The sequence below is a fragment of the Alcanivorax sp. DSM 26293 genome (assembly GCF_900107995.1).
In the GTDB taxonomy this organism is placed as follows: domain Bacteria; phylum Pseudomonadota; class Gammaproteobacteria; order Pseudomonadales; family Alcanivoracaceae; genus Alcanivorax.
On sequence record NZ_FNUM01000001.1, the window covers coordinates 673,382 to 686,445 of the forward strand.

Genomic DNA, 13,064 nt, shown 5'->3' on the forward strand with positions numbered 1-13,064 from the left:
CGACTCAACTGGTGAGGCTCCAATGAAGCGCCTACAATAGCGGCTTCATTCTGGTAATACGAACCTGTCGCCATGGAATTCAGAAAGGCCCGTTTGGCAGCCCTGCTTGCTGCCGCAGTCATCGCTGGCTGTTCTACCACAACTCCTACGCGCACCACGGTTTATGAACAACCGTCGGCACCCAAGGTTGGCATCGCTCCCGCGGCGTTGACGGCCGCCCGCACCCAACTGGCCACCATGACAACGGAGGCGCGTATTGGCGCCACTTTGCAATGGGCTGAGACATATCTGGATCAGCAGCGTGCCGCTGATGCCGGTCAGCTACTTGCCGATCTGAATCCACAAGCCATGGACAACGCGCAACGTTTCGCCTGGATTCTGCTCAGCGGTCGAGCCCAGCTTGGCGACCAGCGCCCAGATCAGGCACTGGCGCTGCTGCAACGCTATGAGGATGAGATTCTCCAGTATCCCGCAGAGCAGCAAGCCAGACTGGACTTGCTCAGAGCCGACGCCCTCGCCATGAAAGGTGATCTGATCAGCAGCCTGCAGCAGCGCGTGGCGGCTCACCCTCTGCTGGAAGAAGACGACCAGGATTATAACCACGGCATGATCTGGCAGCTTCTGATGAAGCTGTCCAACACCGAACTGGCCAACGCCGTAGAGGGCAGCAGCGGCGACCTGCGTGGCTGGCTTACCCTGGCACAGCTGTATCGGGACCCCATTGCCGACCTGGACGCCCAGGTCAACCGACTGAATCGCTGGAGCGCCCAATGGCGAACCCATCCGGCAACGGCGGATGTTCCTGATATTCTCGACGCCCTGGAAAAAGCCGCCAATGAAAGACCCAGCAAGGTAGCCATTCTGCTCCCCACCACAGGCCCCCTGAAAAATGCCGGCAAGGCTCTTCAGGAAGGCATCATGACCGCGTACTACCAGCACAAGCAAAATGGCAATCCGCCGGTACTGCGCTTCTATGATTCTGGCGGCGACAACATTCTGGCTCTTTATCAGCAGGCCATACAGGACGGTGCCGACTTTGTCCTCGGACCCCTGGCCAAGGAAAAGGCAGCCACCATTGCCAACCAGGGCACCCTGCCGGTTACCACCCTGGCCCTGAATTATATTGATCAGGACAACCTGCCCGAGAACTTTTTCCAGTTCGGCCTGGCACCGGAAGATGAAGCTCGCCAGATTGCGCTGCAAGGCGCCCGCGAGGGGGCCAGCCAGGCCGGCATCCTTTACCCGCAGGGAGAATGGGGCGAACGGGTTGCCCAGGCGTTTGCCGAAGAATGGCAATCCCTCGGCGGCACGGTGACCGTGACCCGCACCTACCAGGAAGGCCCCACTCTGGGGGATACCGTCAAGGAGCTGCTGCTGGTGGCCCAGAGCCAGAGTCGCGGCCAGGCGGTCAGCCGTTTCACCAGCCTGGACATGGACATTCAGCCACGCCGCCGCCAGGACATGGGCTTCCTGTTTCTGCTGGCCAGCCCGGATCAGGGCCGCCAGGTGAAACCGGCACTGAATTTCCATTACGCCAAGGATCTGCCGGTGTACTCCACGGCACTAATTCATAGCGGTGAGTCCAATCCTCGTCGCGACCAGGACTTGAATGGGGTGCGTTTTGTGGACATGCCCTGGATGCTCAGCAAGGAAGATTCCGAGCTGCGCCGTATGGCCGACACCCAATGGCCCGAAGGTCACGGCCGTTATGAGCGCCTGTTTGCCATGGGGATTGATGCCTACCGGCTACAAGGCCGTCTTTACCTGTTAAACACCCTTCCATCCAGTGAGCTACCCGGCGTCACCGGTCGCCTGAGCATGGAACAGCAACGCATTGTGCGCGAGCTGAACTGGGGTGTATTTATCAATGGTGAAGCTCGCGCTCTCCCCAAGGTGTCCGAGCCGGCAAAGAATGGCAGGCCCCGTGAAATTACCGCGCAGTAACAAAGATTCCGGTAGCGAAGCGGAAAAACAGGCTGCACACTGGCTCACAGAGCAGGGACTGATTGTTGTGGCACGCAACTTTCGCTGCCGCCAGGGGGAAATCGACCTGATCATGCAGGACGGCGACACCCTGGTGTTCACGGAAGTGCGCTGGCGCAGCAATCCCAGCCATGGCGGCGCTCTGGCCTCTGTGGATCACCACAAGCAACGCCGGCTGATACTGGCAGCCCGGCACTATCTGGGTCGCCACCCGCAATACCATGATCGGCCCTGCCGCTTTGATGTACTGGGAATGGAACCGGACAATAACAACACTGTCCGGTATCAGTGGATACAAAACGCGTTCTACAGCGAATAGCTGCACGCAATCTTCGAACGCGCAGAACAATGAGGTAATTATGAGCGTGGACCGTATCCGGCAACTGTTTGCCGAAAGCATTGAAACCAAAGCCAAAGCCGGGGAAGTGCTACCCACCGTCATCGAAGCCGCCGGTCAGGCCATGGTGGAATGCCTGCTCAACGGCGGCAAGATTCTTACCTGTGGCAATGGCGGCTCTGCCGGTGATGCCCAGCATTTTTCTTCCGAATTGCTTAACCGTTTCGAGATGGAGCGCCCGGCACTCCCGGCAATCGCGCTTACCACCGATTCCTCCACGCTGACCTCGATTGCCAACGATTACAGCTACAACGAAATCTTCTCCAAACAGGTTCGCGCTCTCGGTGGCAGCGGCGACATCCTGCTGGCCATCTCCACCAGCGGTAACTCCGCCAATGTCATCCAGGCCATCCAGGCCGCCCATGACCGGGAAATGCGCGTGGTCGCCATGACCGGCAAGGAAGGCGGCGAAATGGTCAACCTGTACGGGCCCAACGACATTGAGATCCGGGTACCGGCCGCCTCCACCGCACGCATTCAGGAAGTCCACCTGCTGGTGATTCACTCCCTGTGCGATTACATCGATCAGCAACTGTTTGGAGGCCAATAAATGGCCGCAGGCTTCATTCGATTCAGCCACGTCCTGACCCTGTTTGTCCTGTTCGCCACCGTCTCCGGGTGCGCATCCCTGTCCAAGGGAATGTCCGAGGAACCCGTCGATCAGAACCACGGCAAACGCACTTTCGGTGCCTTTATCGAGGACGGCAATATTGAGCGCAAGGTCGCTGTGAATCTGGCCCGCGCCAGCGCCGAGCTGGACGAATCCCGGATCGTCGCAGTCAGTTATAATGGCAACGTACTGCTTGCCGGCCAGGTCGCCAGCGAAGACCTGAAAGCCCAGGCCGGAAACATCGCCGGGAAAGTCCGCCACGTCCGCCATGTGCACAACGAACTGCAGGTGGTGGGCTCCAATTCTTTCCTGGCCCGCACCAATGACACCTGGCTGACCAGCAAGGTGAAAAGCCGCCTGCTGATCAATGGCGAGGCGCCCGGCTGGCGCACCAAGGTGGTCACGGAAAACGGCGTGGTTTATCTGATGGGCCTGCTGACCCACGACGAGGCCGATGCGGTGGTCGAGCAGGTACAGAAGGTTTACGGCGTACAGAAGATCGTCAAGATTATTGAGTATATCGACTGAAGAGCAGTGGCAAGTTGAAAGTTCAAAGTTGCAAAGCGCGACATGGGCTCCTGCCAATCGGCTAACGCCCTACCCGCGCCACACAAAAAACTCCAAATTGAAACATGGAGCAGATTGCAGGATTGCATAACGAAAGAGGCCGCGCCCACAGATTTGGGCGCGGCCTCTTTTTTTTCAGATCAGCCCCTTACTCAGCAGGCGCGCTGCAACTTATTTAACCACCTTCAGATGGCTGACCTTAGCCTTGCCGTCATCCTTTTCCGGCTCCGGTGGTGTGGGCTCGGGCGGCGGCTCCGCCGGATCGAACGCCATACCCTGACCGTTCTCCCGGGCGAAAACCGCCACCACCGCATTCACGGGAACCCGGATAGTCATGGGCATACCTCCGAAACGGGCGGAAAAAGTGATTTCCTCATTGCCCGCAACAAAGTTCGTCACTGCCCGGGGCGCGATGTTCAGCACGATCTGGCCGTCCTGAACAAAATCCTGGGGCACTTCCACCCCGGGGTAAGAGGCGTTTACAGCCAGGTGGGTCGTCAGACCGTTATCACAGATCCATTCGTGGATCGCCCGTATCAGATACGGGCGATTGGGCGACATATCGGACATGATTACAGCGGGTTGCGCAGTTCGCGCTCGGCGTCGGTCAGGCTGGCCTGGAAGGCATCACGGTCAAACAGACGTTCGGCATAGTCCAGCAACGGCTTGACCTGTTTCGCTGGCAGCTCGATACCCAGGGCAGGCAACCGCCACAGGATGGGGCCAACCACACAGTCTACCAGGGTGAACTCTTCACTCATGAAGTACGGCAGCTCGCTGAAGATCGGCGCGGTAGCAATAATCGCTTCACGCAACTCCTTGCGACGCTTGTTGAGGCTGGCTTCTTTTTCCTCACCGGCCAGAATGGCATCAACGTGACCGCACCAGTCACGCTCTACCCGGTGAATCAGCAGACGGCTGTGTGCACGGGCAACCGGGTACACCGGCAACAACGGCGGATGGGGGAAACGCTCATCCAGGTACTCCATGATGACGGTGGACTGATAGAGAGTCAGTTCACGGTCCACCAGGGTAGGCACTTCGTTGTAGGGGTTCAGCGACGCCAGATCTTCCGGCTTGTTGTTGTTGTCCACATCAACGATATCGACTGTGACCCCTTTTTCTGCCAGCACGATACGCACGCGATGGCTGTAATGATCTTCCGGGGAAGAAAAGAAAGTCATTGAAGAACGCTTGGTCACCACACCCATTGTCGAATCATCTCCGCACTAATAGCTATATAACAGAAACAGGGTAACCGCTTACACGGATACCCTGTTCAACGCTGAAAAGCGGCACTAATGGTTAGTGCACGTCTTTCCAGTATTCCTTCTTGAGCAGGTATGCCGGGACAAACAGAATGCCCAGGAACACCAGTACATACACACCCAGACGCTCACGCAACGGACGGACCGGCTCAGCGGTGTATGCCAGGAAATTGGTGATATCACCCATTTCCTGTTTGAACTCTTCTTCGCTCAGCTCAGCTTCCCGGCTTGCCATCACATGGGGCATACCCACGTTTTCGAACACCCGGTTGTTGTAACCGAAGGGACGGGACTCGTCTTCGTAGAAGTTGATCAGGTAAGAATACACCCAATCCTCTGAACGATAGCGGGTCACCATGGTGAGATCCGGCGGCGCATTGCCGAACCAGGCCTTGGCATCTTCCGGGTCCATGGCAGTACGCATTTGATCACCCACCTTGTCGGTGGTGAAATTCAGCTTTTCCTGCACCAGTTCTTCCGGAATCTCCAGATCCTCAGCCAGGCGGCTGTAACGCTGGTACTGCAGACCATGACAGCCCATGCAGTAGTTTACAAACAGCTTGGCACCATTCTGCAGGCTTACCTTGTCCTGCAGATTCACCGGTGCCGGCACTTCGTACTCACTCTTGCCACCACCGGCCGCGAAGGCAACCAACGGCAGGCAGCTGAAAAGAACGACCGCTAATTTCTTCATCAGTGACCCCCCGTTACCCGTTCCGGAACCGGCTTGGATTTTTCGAATTTGTGAACAAACGGCATGATCAGCAGGAAGTAGCTGAAGTAATACACCGTACCGAACTGCGCCAGCATGGTCTTACCCGGCGTTGCCGGCTGAGTCCCCAGATAGCCCAGAATCAGGAAGTCCACCACAAAGATCGCCATGAACAGTTTGCTCAACCAGCCGCGATAGCGGATGGAGCGAACCGGGTGGCGATCCAGCCAGGGGATCACGAACAGGATCACGATAGCGCCACCCATGGCAACCAGACCCCAGGCCTTGGAAGACATGATGATATCCAGGGTCGTGGCACGCAGCATGGCGTAGTACGGACCGTAGTACCATACCGGAGCAATGTGATCCGGGGTCTTCAGCGGGTTGGCCGGCTCGAAGTTCGGCTTCTCCAGCAGGTAACCCCCGCCATCCGGGAAGAAGAAGATCACCACGGCAAAGATCATCAGGAACACGATCACGCCCGGCAGGTCTTTCACGGTGTAGTAAGGGTGGAACGGAATACCGTCAACCGGGATACCGTTTTCGTCCTTGTTCTGCTTGATTTCCACACCATCCGGGTTGTTGGAACCCACTTCGTGCAGTGCCAGGATATGCAGTACCACCAGCGCCAGCAGCACGATGGGGATAGCCACCACGTGCAGGGCGAAGAACTTGTTCACCGTCGCCGTGGACAGCAGATAATCACCACGCACCCAGGTGGTCAGGCCTTCGCCGATTTCCTTCGCTTCTGCAGCACTGATAAACGGCAGCAGGTCAAAGGGAATGGCGCCCGCCAGGGAAATGATCACCTGAGCCCCCCAGTAGGACATGTTGCCCCAGGGCAGCACATAGCCCAGGAAGCCTTCTGCCATCAACGCCAGGTAGATCAGCATGCCGAAGATCCACACCAGCTCCCGCGGCGGCTTGTAGGAACCGTACATCAGGCCGCGGAACATGTGGATATAGACCACAGCGAAGAAGGCGGACGCCCCCACCGCATGCATGTAGCGAATCAACCAGCCCCACTCCACATCACGCATGATGTATTCCACCGAGGCAAAACCTTCGCTGGGGGAGTAGAACATGGTCAGCCAGATACCGGTGAGCAGCTGGTTAATCAGCACCACCAGAGACAGCACACCGAAGTAGTACCAGAAGTTGAAGTTCTTCGGGGCGTAGTATTCGGACATGTGGCGCTTGTAAGCGTCCACCACGGGCAGACGGGCATCTACCCAGTCGACAACACGATTCACCATTCCCATCATGCCTCGGTCTCCCCTTCTTCAGAACCCACAATGATGACACCTTCGCTCAGATAGGAGTGCGGCGGCACCACCAGGTTAGTGGGTGCGGGTACGCTCTTGTAGACGCGACCGGCCAGATCAAACTTGGAACCGTGGCAGGGGCAGAAGAAGCCGCCATGCTCCAGCTCCACTGTGGGCTCGTCCTCGTATAACGGCGAACACCCCAGATGCGTACAGGTGCCAATCAGTACCAGCAGCTCTTTCTTGATCGAGCGCCACTCGTTCTGGGCATAGGCAGGCTGCTGGTCCGCTTCGGACGCAGGGTCACGAAGCTTGTCTTCCAGCTGCGACAAGGTTTGCAGCATATCGTCGGTACGGCGCACCACCCAAACGGGCTGGCCTCGCCATTCCTCAACCACACGCTGACCGGGCTCCAGCTTGCCAACATCCACGGTTACCGGCGCACCGGCATTCTTGGCTTTGGCACTGGGCTGCCAGGATTTCACAAAAGGAACAGCCGCGCCAACTGCACCTGCGGCACCAATAGCCGAGGTCAAGCCGATCAAGAAGGTGCGGCGGCTGGTATTAACGCCGTCGTTGCTCATTCAGTTATTCTCCCCTTGGATCCCACGCTCGGGAATAGTCCGAGACTCGAGGTACTACCTCGCGCTCCGGGCGGAGTAAGGCGGCGCAAATGGTAAAGAAAAAGCCCACACCTGACAACCGGTTATTCCCCGGCCAGAGTCGCTAAACGCCTGATTTGAACACAAAAAAGCCCAGCATTGCTGGGCTTTTTTGTGAACAGCTGTTGTAAAGCTTAACGCTTGGAGAACTGCGGACGACGACGCGCCTTGCGCAGACCCACTTTTTTACGCTCAACTTCACGGGCGTCACGGGTCACGTAACCGGCGCGACGCAGCTGACCACGCAGCTCACCGTCGTATTCCATCAGTGCACGGGTGATACCGTGACGGATGGCGCCAGCCTGGCCGTTGTTGCCGCCACCGCTGACCGTAACCAGTACGTCAAACTTGTCGCTCACTTCGATCAGTTCCAGCGGCTGACGAACAACCATCTGGTTGGTTTTACGACCAAAGTACACATCCAGCGGACGGCCATTGACAGAAATCTTGCCGCTGCCCGGACGCAGAAAAACGCGAGCGGAAGAGGTCTTGCGGCGACCGGTTCCGTAGTTGGTTTCTACAGTTGCCATCAATTAACCCCTTAAATTTCCAGCTGCTGCGGCTGCTGAGCGGTATGCGGATGCTCAGTGCCTGCGTAAACTTTCAGTTTGCGGAACATGGCGCGACCCAGGGGGTTACGCGGCAGCATGCCCTTCACCGCCTTCTCAATGATCATTTCAGGCTTTTCGGCCTGCAGAGTGGAGAAGTTGGCTTCTTTCAGGCCACCCGGATAACCGGTGTGACGGTAGTACATCTTGTCATTTGCCTTGTTACCGGTAACGGCCACTTTATCGGCATTGACTACGACGATGTAATCACCGGTATCGACGTGTGGAGTAAACTCCGGCTTGTGTTTACCGCGCAGACGGCTGGCGACTTCGGTCGCCAACCGACCCAGCGTTTTGCCGGAGGCGTCTACCACATACCAGTCGCGCTTTACGCTTTCCGGTTTTGCGCTGTAGGTCTTCATGGAATTCTGCCCTAAATTCAATATGTTACGGGTAGCAAACACCCGCCGGCGACAGTTCCGCCGGGCAAGAGAGCGCGAATTCTACCCAAGCCCCCCTCAGAACACAAGCGGTTCAGGGGCTTTTGTTGAGATGACATTAACGACCTGATCGCAGGTCGGTTCCCACCATTGTGCGCTGACAAACAGCATGGTGAGATGAGCGGCCATTCTACCCGTGCCTACCGGCCCCCTTGCAAGGATAAGGAGTACACCATGGAATATCGCCGTCTTGGACGCACCGACCTGAAGGTCAGCAGTCTGTGTCTGGGAACCATGACCTGGGGAAGCCAGAACACTGCCGAAGAGGGTCATGCCCAGATGGACATGGCGCTGGACCACGGCATCAATTTTTTTGATACCGCCGAGATGTATGCCGTGCCGGCCAGCCCGGTGACCTCATTCCGCACCGAAACCATCATCGGCGACTGGTTTGCCCGCACCGGCCATCGGGACAAGGTGATCCTGGCCACCAAGGCCGCCGGCCCGGGCGACTATGTGAAGCATATCCGCGGCGGCCCCCGTTTCAGTGCGCAGAGCCTGCAAAGTGCCGTGGAAGGGAGCCTGAAGCGCCTGCAGACCGAAGTCATCGACCTGTACCAGCTCCACTGGCCGGAGCGCACCACCAACTACTTTGGCCGGCTGGGCTACAAGCACCGGGACGGGGAGGACGGTATTGCCATCAGCGACACGGTGGCCGCCCTCAAGCAATTGGTGGATGCCGGCAAGATCCGCCATTGGGGCCTCTCCAATGAAACCCCCTGGGGCACCATGACCTTTCTACGCGAAGCCGAAAAAGTCGGTCTGGCGCCACCGGTGAGCATCCAGAACCCCTACTCCCTGCTGAACCGCAGCTTTGAAGTGGGCCTGGCGGAAATCGCCCATCGCGAGCACGTCGGCTTACTGGCCTACTCTCCCCTGGCTTTTGGCATGCTGACCGGGAAATACCGCAACAACCAGTGGCCGAAGGGGGCCCGGCTCACCGAGGTCAAACAATTCAGCCGCTATACCAACGATCAGGCCAGCGCCGCCACCGAGGCCTACTGCCAGCTGGCAGAGCAGCGCGGCCTCAGCCCCACCCAGCTGGCCCTGCAGTTCGTCACCACCCGCCCCTTTGTCACCAGCAATATTATTGGTGCCACCAGCCTGTCCCAGCTGGAAGAAAACCTGAAAAGTGTCGATCTGCCCTGGGACCGGGAGCTGGAAAAAGCGCTCGATGCCATCCATACCCGCTTCCCTTACCCGGCGCCCTGATACCAGGCAACCCTCCGCGTCCAATTCGTGGACGCGGAGTTTCACGCCTGAAGGCCTTAATACACCTCCACTGTAGGAGTTCCCATCCTGGGGACGAACCGAGCGCAGCGAGGCAACAGCGGTTTCAAAAACCCTGTTCTTCCAGAAACCTGTCGAGCGCTGACATCCCTGATCGCCCTGCGGGCGATTTCCACGCTAGCGCGTGGTTCGCGCCTCGAGAGCCGCTCCTACAGCGAAGCCACAACCCTCTCCCAGCTAACGAATAACCATTGACGATACAGCATCAGCCATGCCAATGTTAACGCCGTTAACTTCGGCAAACGAGAAATCATGGCACGCACGGCATACCACCATGGCGATCTATCCCAGCAGGCCCACCAGCAGGCCCTGGCGACCCTGCGTGAGCAAGGCGACGGCGCCATCAGCCTGCGCGCCCTGGCCAGGCAGCTTGGCGTCAGCGCGCCGGCGCTCTACCGCCACTATGCCGACCGGGAAAGTCTTCTGGCCGAACTGGCCATCAGCGGCTTCCAGGCCCTGCGTCAGCGGCTATTGGCGGTGAACCAGCAGGACAGCCGCAAGGCCCTCATCGGTATCGGCCTGGCCTACGTGGCCTTCGCTCGCGACGAGCCCAATCTGTACCGACTCATGTTCGGCGGGCGAGTGTTGCCGCGTGGCGCCCACCCGCGACTGGATCAGGCCGGACTGGCCGCCTTCCAGGTACTGGAAGACACCGTGGCAAACGGCCAGCAGCGGGGTTATCTGAAAGCAGCCCCCCTGTCCTTGCTCACCGCCGCCGCCTGGTCCCTGGTACACGGACTGTCGCAACTGACCATCGACGGGCATCTGCCCGGCCCTGATAGCGAACCGCAACTGGCCGCAGGCATCACCGCCCTGCTGCTGGACGGCAGCGTTGAACGGACTACCAACAAGGAACCCAGCCCATGAGCAGCCCCACACCCAGTACCCTGCGCGTTGGTCGACGTTACCGGGCCAACCGCCTGGAAGGCCCCTATGACGCCATCGTCATCGGCTCCGGTATTGGCGGCCTGACCGCCGCCGCCTGCCTGAGCAAAATGGGCAAGAAGGTAATCGTGCTTGAACAGCACTACACCGCCGGCGGCTTCACCCACAGCTATGACCGCAATGGCTACGAATGGGATGTGGGGGTCCACTACATCGGCGACATGGGCGCCAAACACACCCTGGCCCGCCGCCTGTTTGACTATGTTACCGACGGCCAACTGCAATGGGCGGCCATGGACGATCACTATGACCGACTCTTTATCGGCGATCGCCAGATCGATCTGGTCGCCGGGCCCGAGGCTTTTGCCAAGGAACTGAAAAGCCAGTTTCCCGGTGAGGAGCAGGCCATCGACAGCTATCTGGATTATCTCTCCCGGGTGGCAAAGGCCATGCCCGGTGTCACCCTGGCCAAGGTACTGCCGAACCTGATGGCCGGCCCGTTCCGGTATCTGGCCCGCCGCAAGGCCCCCGACTTTCTCAACCGCACTACCCGGGAAGTACTGGAAACCCTCACCGGCAACCAGGAATTGATCGCTGCCCTGACCGGCCAGTGGGGCGACAACGGCCTGGTGCCCGATGACTCCAGCTTTATCATCCACGCCCTGATCGCCCGACATTATCTCTATGGTGGCTACTATCCGGTGGGCGGCGCCTCGGAAATGGCCAAGACCATTATCCCGGTGATCCAGCAAGGCGGCGGCGATGTGTTCACCTATGCGGACGTGAAGGAAATCCTGATCGAAAACGGCAAGGCCGTGGGGGTGCGCATGGCCGACGGCCAGGCCATCCACGCCCCCGCCGTGATCAGCAACGCCGGCGTCTTCAATACCTTCGGGCCACTGCTGCCGAATAACGCGCCCCACAAGGCGTTCTACCAGAACAAACTGGGGCAGGTGCAACGCTCCATGGCCAGCGTCTGCCTGTATATTGGCCTCCAGGACACGGCGGAGAACCTGGCGCTGCCGAAAACCAACTTCTGGATCTACCCGGGTGCAGATTACCGTGGCCAGGTTGAGAATTTTCTCGCCGCCCCGGACAGCCACGATATTCCGCTCACCTATATCTCCTTTCCCTCCGCCAAGGATCCCAGCTTCGCGGAGCGCTACCCGGGCCGGGCCACTATCGAGATCGTGGCACCGGGGCCATTCGAGTGGTATCAGGACTGGGCGGACCAGCCCTGGGGTAAACGCGGGCAGGATTACGAGGCAAAGAAGGACGCCTATGCCCAGCGTCTGCTGGAAAAGCTCTACGAAAAGATGCCCCATTTACGAGGCAAGGTGGATTACTACGAACTGTCCACGCCCTTGTCCACGGACTATTTCTGCCGCTACAGCACCGGCGAGATCTACGGACTGGACCACACGCCAGAACGGTTTGAGCAGGACTGGCTGAAACCGAAGACCCGCCTCCCGGGCCTCTACCTGACCGGCCAGGACATCATGACCTGCGGCGTGGTTGGCGCCATGATCGGCGGCCTGCTCACCACCGTTGCCGTGAGCGGCCTGAAAGGCCTGCCGCTGGCCAAGAAAATGTTTGTGGGGTAACCCATGCACCTGCCCTTCTGGCTCAGTATCACCCTGCTCGCACCGCTGCTGCTCTGGCAGGGAAAACAAACCCGCCGCACCACCCCACGCTTGCCGGAGGCCCACGGCGACCCGCACGGCCAGTACGGTGACGGGGAGCCTGCATGGCAACTGCTGGTGCTCGGCGAATCCACTGCTGCCGGGGTAGGCGTAACGCATCATCAAGATGGCCTGGCCAGCCAGCTGGCCCGGCAATTACATCAACAAAGCCGGCGCACCATTGGCTGGCGCAGCCATGGCATTAACGGTATTCGCCTGCAGGCCCTGCAGGACCACCTGAAGACCATCCAACTGGCGCCGGCAGATGCCATCCTGCTCAGCATGGGCGTCAATGACACCACCGGGCTGACACCCAGGCGCCGTTACCGTCAACAGCTGTTGGCCCTGGGCGCGCAACTGCCTGGCCCCTTGTTCCTGCTTAGCGTACCGCCCATGCACCGTTTTACCGCCCTGCCCACGCCCCTGCGGCAGCTACTGGGCTGGCGGGCCAGACAACTGGATGCCATTCAGCGGAAGCTGGCCGCGGAGCAGCCCGATGATTTTATCTATCTGGGCTACCCGGCAATGACGGATCCGACCCTGCTGGCCGAAGACGGCTATCACCCGGGCATCACGGGATACCAGGCCATGGCCACCGCGCTGGCGCCAGCACTGACGGCGAGACTGCAGACGGCGAAGTAGAGCAGATTCCGCGTGATGGACGAACATAAAAAAAGGCCCTGCTTGCAGGGCCT

At 59.2% G+C, this 13,064-nt stretch carries 15 protein-coding genes; 8 read left to right on the forward strand and 7 right to left on the reverse strand.

All coding sequences use genetic code 11. The features are described from left to right. Positions 1-72 precede the first annotated feature (72 nt). The 4 genes from C4S63_RS02995 to C4S63_RS03010 are packed head-to-tail and all read left to right on the forward strand — an operon-like array spanning position 73 to position 3,518. On the forward strand, positions 73-1,944 hold the full coding sequence (locus tag C4S63_RS02995) for a penicillin-binding protein activator (RefSeq protein WP_062816714.1): 1,872 nt from the start codon (positions 73-75) through the stop codon (positions 1,942-1,944). Beyond that, positions 1,925-2,302, forward strand: a complete 378-nt coding sequence (locus tag C4S63_RS03000; RefSeq protein ID WP_062816837.1) for a YraN family protein — start codon at positions 1,925-1,927, stop codon at positions 2,300-2,302. The genes C4S63_RS02995 and C4S63_RS03000 overlap by 20 nt, the downstream gene beginning before the upstream one ends. A 40-nt stretch (positions 2,303-2,342) precedes the next feature. Continuing rightward, positions 2,343-2,930 (forward strand): phosphoheptose isomerase, encoded by a 588-nt coding sequence (locus tag C4S63_RS03005; RefSeq protein ID WP_062816713.1) that lies wholly within the window; start codon positions 2,343-2,345, stop codon positions 2,928-2,930. Continuing rightward, positions 2,931-3,518 carry a BON domain-containing protein gene (locus C4S63_RS03010; protein ID WP_103916656.1) on the forward strand — a complete coding sequence of 196 codons (588 nt, stop codon included), beginning with the start codon at positions 2,931-2,933 and terminating at the stop codon, positions 3,516-3,518. A 210-nt stretch (positions 3,519-3,728) separates the two neighbouring features. Here C4S63_RS03010 and C4S63_RS03015 read toward each other — a convergent pair whose 3' ends face one another. The 7 genes from C4S63_RS03015 to rplM all read right to left on the reverse strand — a co-directional run bounded on the left by C4S63_RS03015 (position 3,729) and on the right by rplM (position 8,434). Then, complete coding sequence (locus C4S63_RS03015; RefSeq protein ID WP_082844621.1) at positions 3,729-4,127, reverse strand: ClpXP protease specificity-enhancing factor; 399 nt, start codon at positions 4,125-4,127, stop codon at positions 3,729-3,731. Between the two features lie 2 nt (positions 4,128-4,129). After that, on the reverse strand, positions 4,130-4,768 hold the full coding sequence (gene sspA, locus C4S63_RS03020) for a stringent starvation protein SspA (RefSeq protein ID WP_062816710.1): 639 nt from the start codon (positions 4,766-4,768) through the stop codon (positions 4,130-4,132). 94 nt (positions 4,769-4,862) lie between these two features. Further along, on the reverse strand, positions 4,863-5,519 hold the full coding sequence (locus C4S63_RS03025; protein WP_062816709.1) for a cytochrome c1: 657 nt from the start codon (positions 5,517-5,519) through the stop codon (positions 4,863-4,865). Continuing rightward, positions 5,519-6,793, reverse strand: coding sequence for a cytochrome bc complex cytochrome b subunit (locus tag C4S63_RS03030; protein WP_231866050.1), 1,275 nt, complete (start codon positions 6,791-6,793; stop codon positions 5,519-5,521). The genes C4S63_RS03025 and C4S63_RS03030 overlap by 1 nt, the downstream gene beginning before the upstream one ends. A gap of 5 nt (positions 6,794-6,798) precedes the next feature. Beyond that, positions 6,799-7,386 carry a ubiquinol-cytochrome c reductase iron-sulfur subunit gene (gene petA / locus C4S63_RS03035; RefSeq protein ID WP_062816708.1) on the reverse strand — a complete coding sequence of 196 codons (588 nt, stop codon included), beginning with the start codon at positions 7,384-7,386 and terminating at the stop codon, positions 6,799-6,801. A 212-nt stretch (positions 7,387-7,598) separates the two neighbouring features. Next, positions 7,599-7,994 carry a 30S ribosomal protein S9 gene (gene rpsI / locus C4S63_RS03040; RefSeq protein WP_062816707.1) on the reverse strand — a complete coding sequence of 132 codons (396 nt, stop codon included), beginning with the start codon at positions 7,992-7,994 and terminating at the stop codon, positions 7,599-7,601. An 11-nt stretch (positions 7,995-8,005) separates the two neighbouring features. After that, a complete protein-coding gene (rplM, locus tag C4S63_RS03045) occupies positions 8,006-8,434 on the reverse strand; it encodes a 50S ribosomal protein L13 (protein ID WP_035248051.1) in 429 nt (142 codons plus the stop codon). A 252-nt stretch (positions 8,435-8,686) separates the two neighbouring features. Here rplM and C4S63_RS03050 point away from each other — a divergent pair, with 252 nt between their 5' ends. The 4 genes from C4S63_RS03050 (at position 8,687) to C4S63_RS03065 (ending at position 13,011) form a co-directional block, all read left to right on the forward strand. Beyond that, the gene (locus C4S63_RS03050; protein WP_103916657.1) at positions 8,687-9,724 is read left to right on the forward strand and encodes an aldo/keto reductase; all 1,038 of its coding nucleotides are present in this window, start codon (positions 8,687-8,689) and stop codon (positions 9,722-9,724) included. Positions 9,725-10,054: 330 nt separating this feature from the next. After that, positions 10,055-10,669, forward strand: coding sequence for a TetR/AcrR family transcriptional regulator (locus C4S63_RS03055; RefSeq protein WP_103916658.1), 615 nt, complete (start codon positions 10,055-10,057; stop codon positions 10,667-10,669). Next, positions 10,666-12,291 carry an NAD(P)/FAD-dependent oxidoreductase gene (locus tag C4S63_RS03060; protein ID WP_103916659.1) on the forward strand — a complete coding sequence of 542 codons (1,626 nt, stop codon included), beginning with the start codon at positions 10,666-10,668 and terminating at the stop codon, positions 12,289-12,291. Before C4S63_RS03055 ends, C4S63_RS03060 begins: the two co-directional genes overlap by 4 nt. 3 nt (positions 12,292-12,294) lie before the next feature. Then, complete coding sequence (locus tag C4S63_RS03065) at positions 12,295-13,011, forward strand: SGNH/GDSL hydrolase family protein (RefSeq protein WP_103916660.1); 717 nt, start codon at positions 12,295-12,297, stop codon at positions 13,009-13,011. Positions 13,012-13,064: the final 53 nt, after the last annotated feature.

Bases quoted from the DNA above. Each gene is read 5' to 3' on its own strand.
- C4S63_RS03050 (WP_103916657.1), top strand. From the start codon at position 8,687: ATGGAATATCGCCGTCTTGGACGCACCGACCTGAAGGTCAGCAGTCTG.
- C4S63_RS03065 (WP_103916660.1), top strand. From the start codon at position 12,295: ATGCACCTGCCCTTCTGGCTCAGTATCACCCTGCTCGCACCGCTGCTG.
- C4S63_RS03055 (WP_103916658.1), top strand. From the start codon at position 10,055: ATGGCACGCACGGCATACCACCATGGCGATCTATCCCAGCAGGCCCAC.
- C4S63_RS03060 (WP_103916659.1), top strand. From the start codon at position 10,666: ATGAGCAGCCCCACACCCAGTACCCTGCGCGTTGGTCGACGTTACCGG.
- C4S63_RS03005 (WP_062816713.1), top strand. From the start codon at position 2,343: ATGAGCGTGGACCGTATCCGGCAACTGTTTGCCGAAAGCATTGAAACC.
- C4S63_RS03030 (WP_231866050.1), bottom strand. From the start codon at position 6,793: ATGGTGAATCGTGTTGTCGACTGGGTAGATGCCCGTCTGCCCGTGGTG.
- C4S63_RS02995 (WP_062816714.1), top strand. From the start codon at position 73: ATGGAATTCAGAAAGGCCCGTTTGGCAGCCCTGCTTGCTGCCGCAGTC.
- sspA (WP_062816710.1), bottom strand. From the start codon at position 4,768: ATGGGTGTGGTGACCAAGCGTTCTTCAATGACTTTCTTTTCTTCCCCG.
- petA (WP_062816708.1), bottom strand. From the start codon at position 7,386: ATGAGCAACGACGGCGTTAATACCAGCCGCCGCACCTTCTTGATCGGC.
- C4S63_RS03025 (WP_062816709.1), bottom strand. From the start codon at position 5,519: ATGAAGAAATTAGCGGTCGTTCTTTTCAGCTGCCTGCCGTTGGTTGCC.
- C4S63_RS03015 (WP_082844621.1), bottom strand. From the start codon at position 4,127: ATGTCCGATATGTCGCCCAATCGCCCGTATCTGATACGGGCGATCCAC.
- C4S63_RS03010 (WP_103916656.1), top strand. From the start codon at position 2,931: ATGGCCGCAGGCTTCATTCGATTCAGCCACGTCCTGACCCTGTTTGTC.
- rplM (WP_035248051.1), bottom strand. From the start codon at position 8,434: ATGAAGACCTACAGCGCAAAACCGGAAAGCGTAAAGCGCGACTGGTAT.
- rpsI (WP_062816707.1), bottom strand. From the start codon at position 7,994: ATGGCAACTGTAGAAACCAACTACGGAACCGGTCGCCGCAAGACCTCT.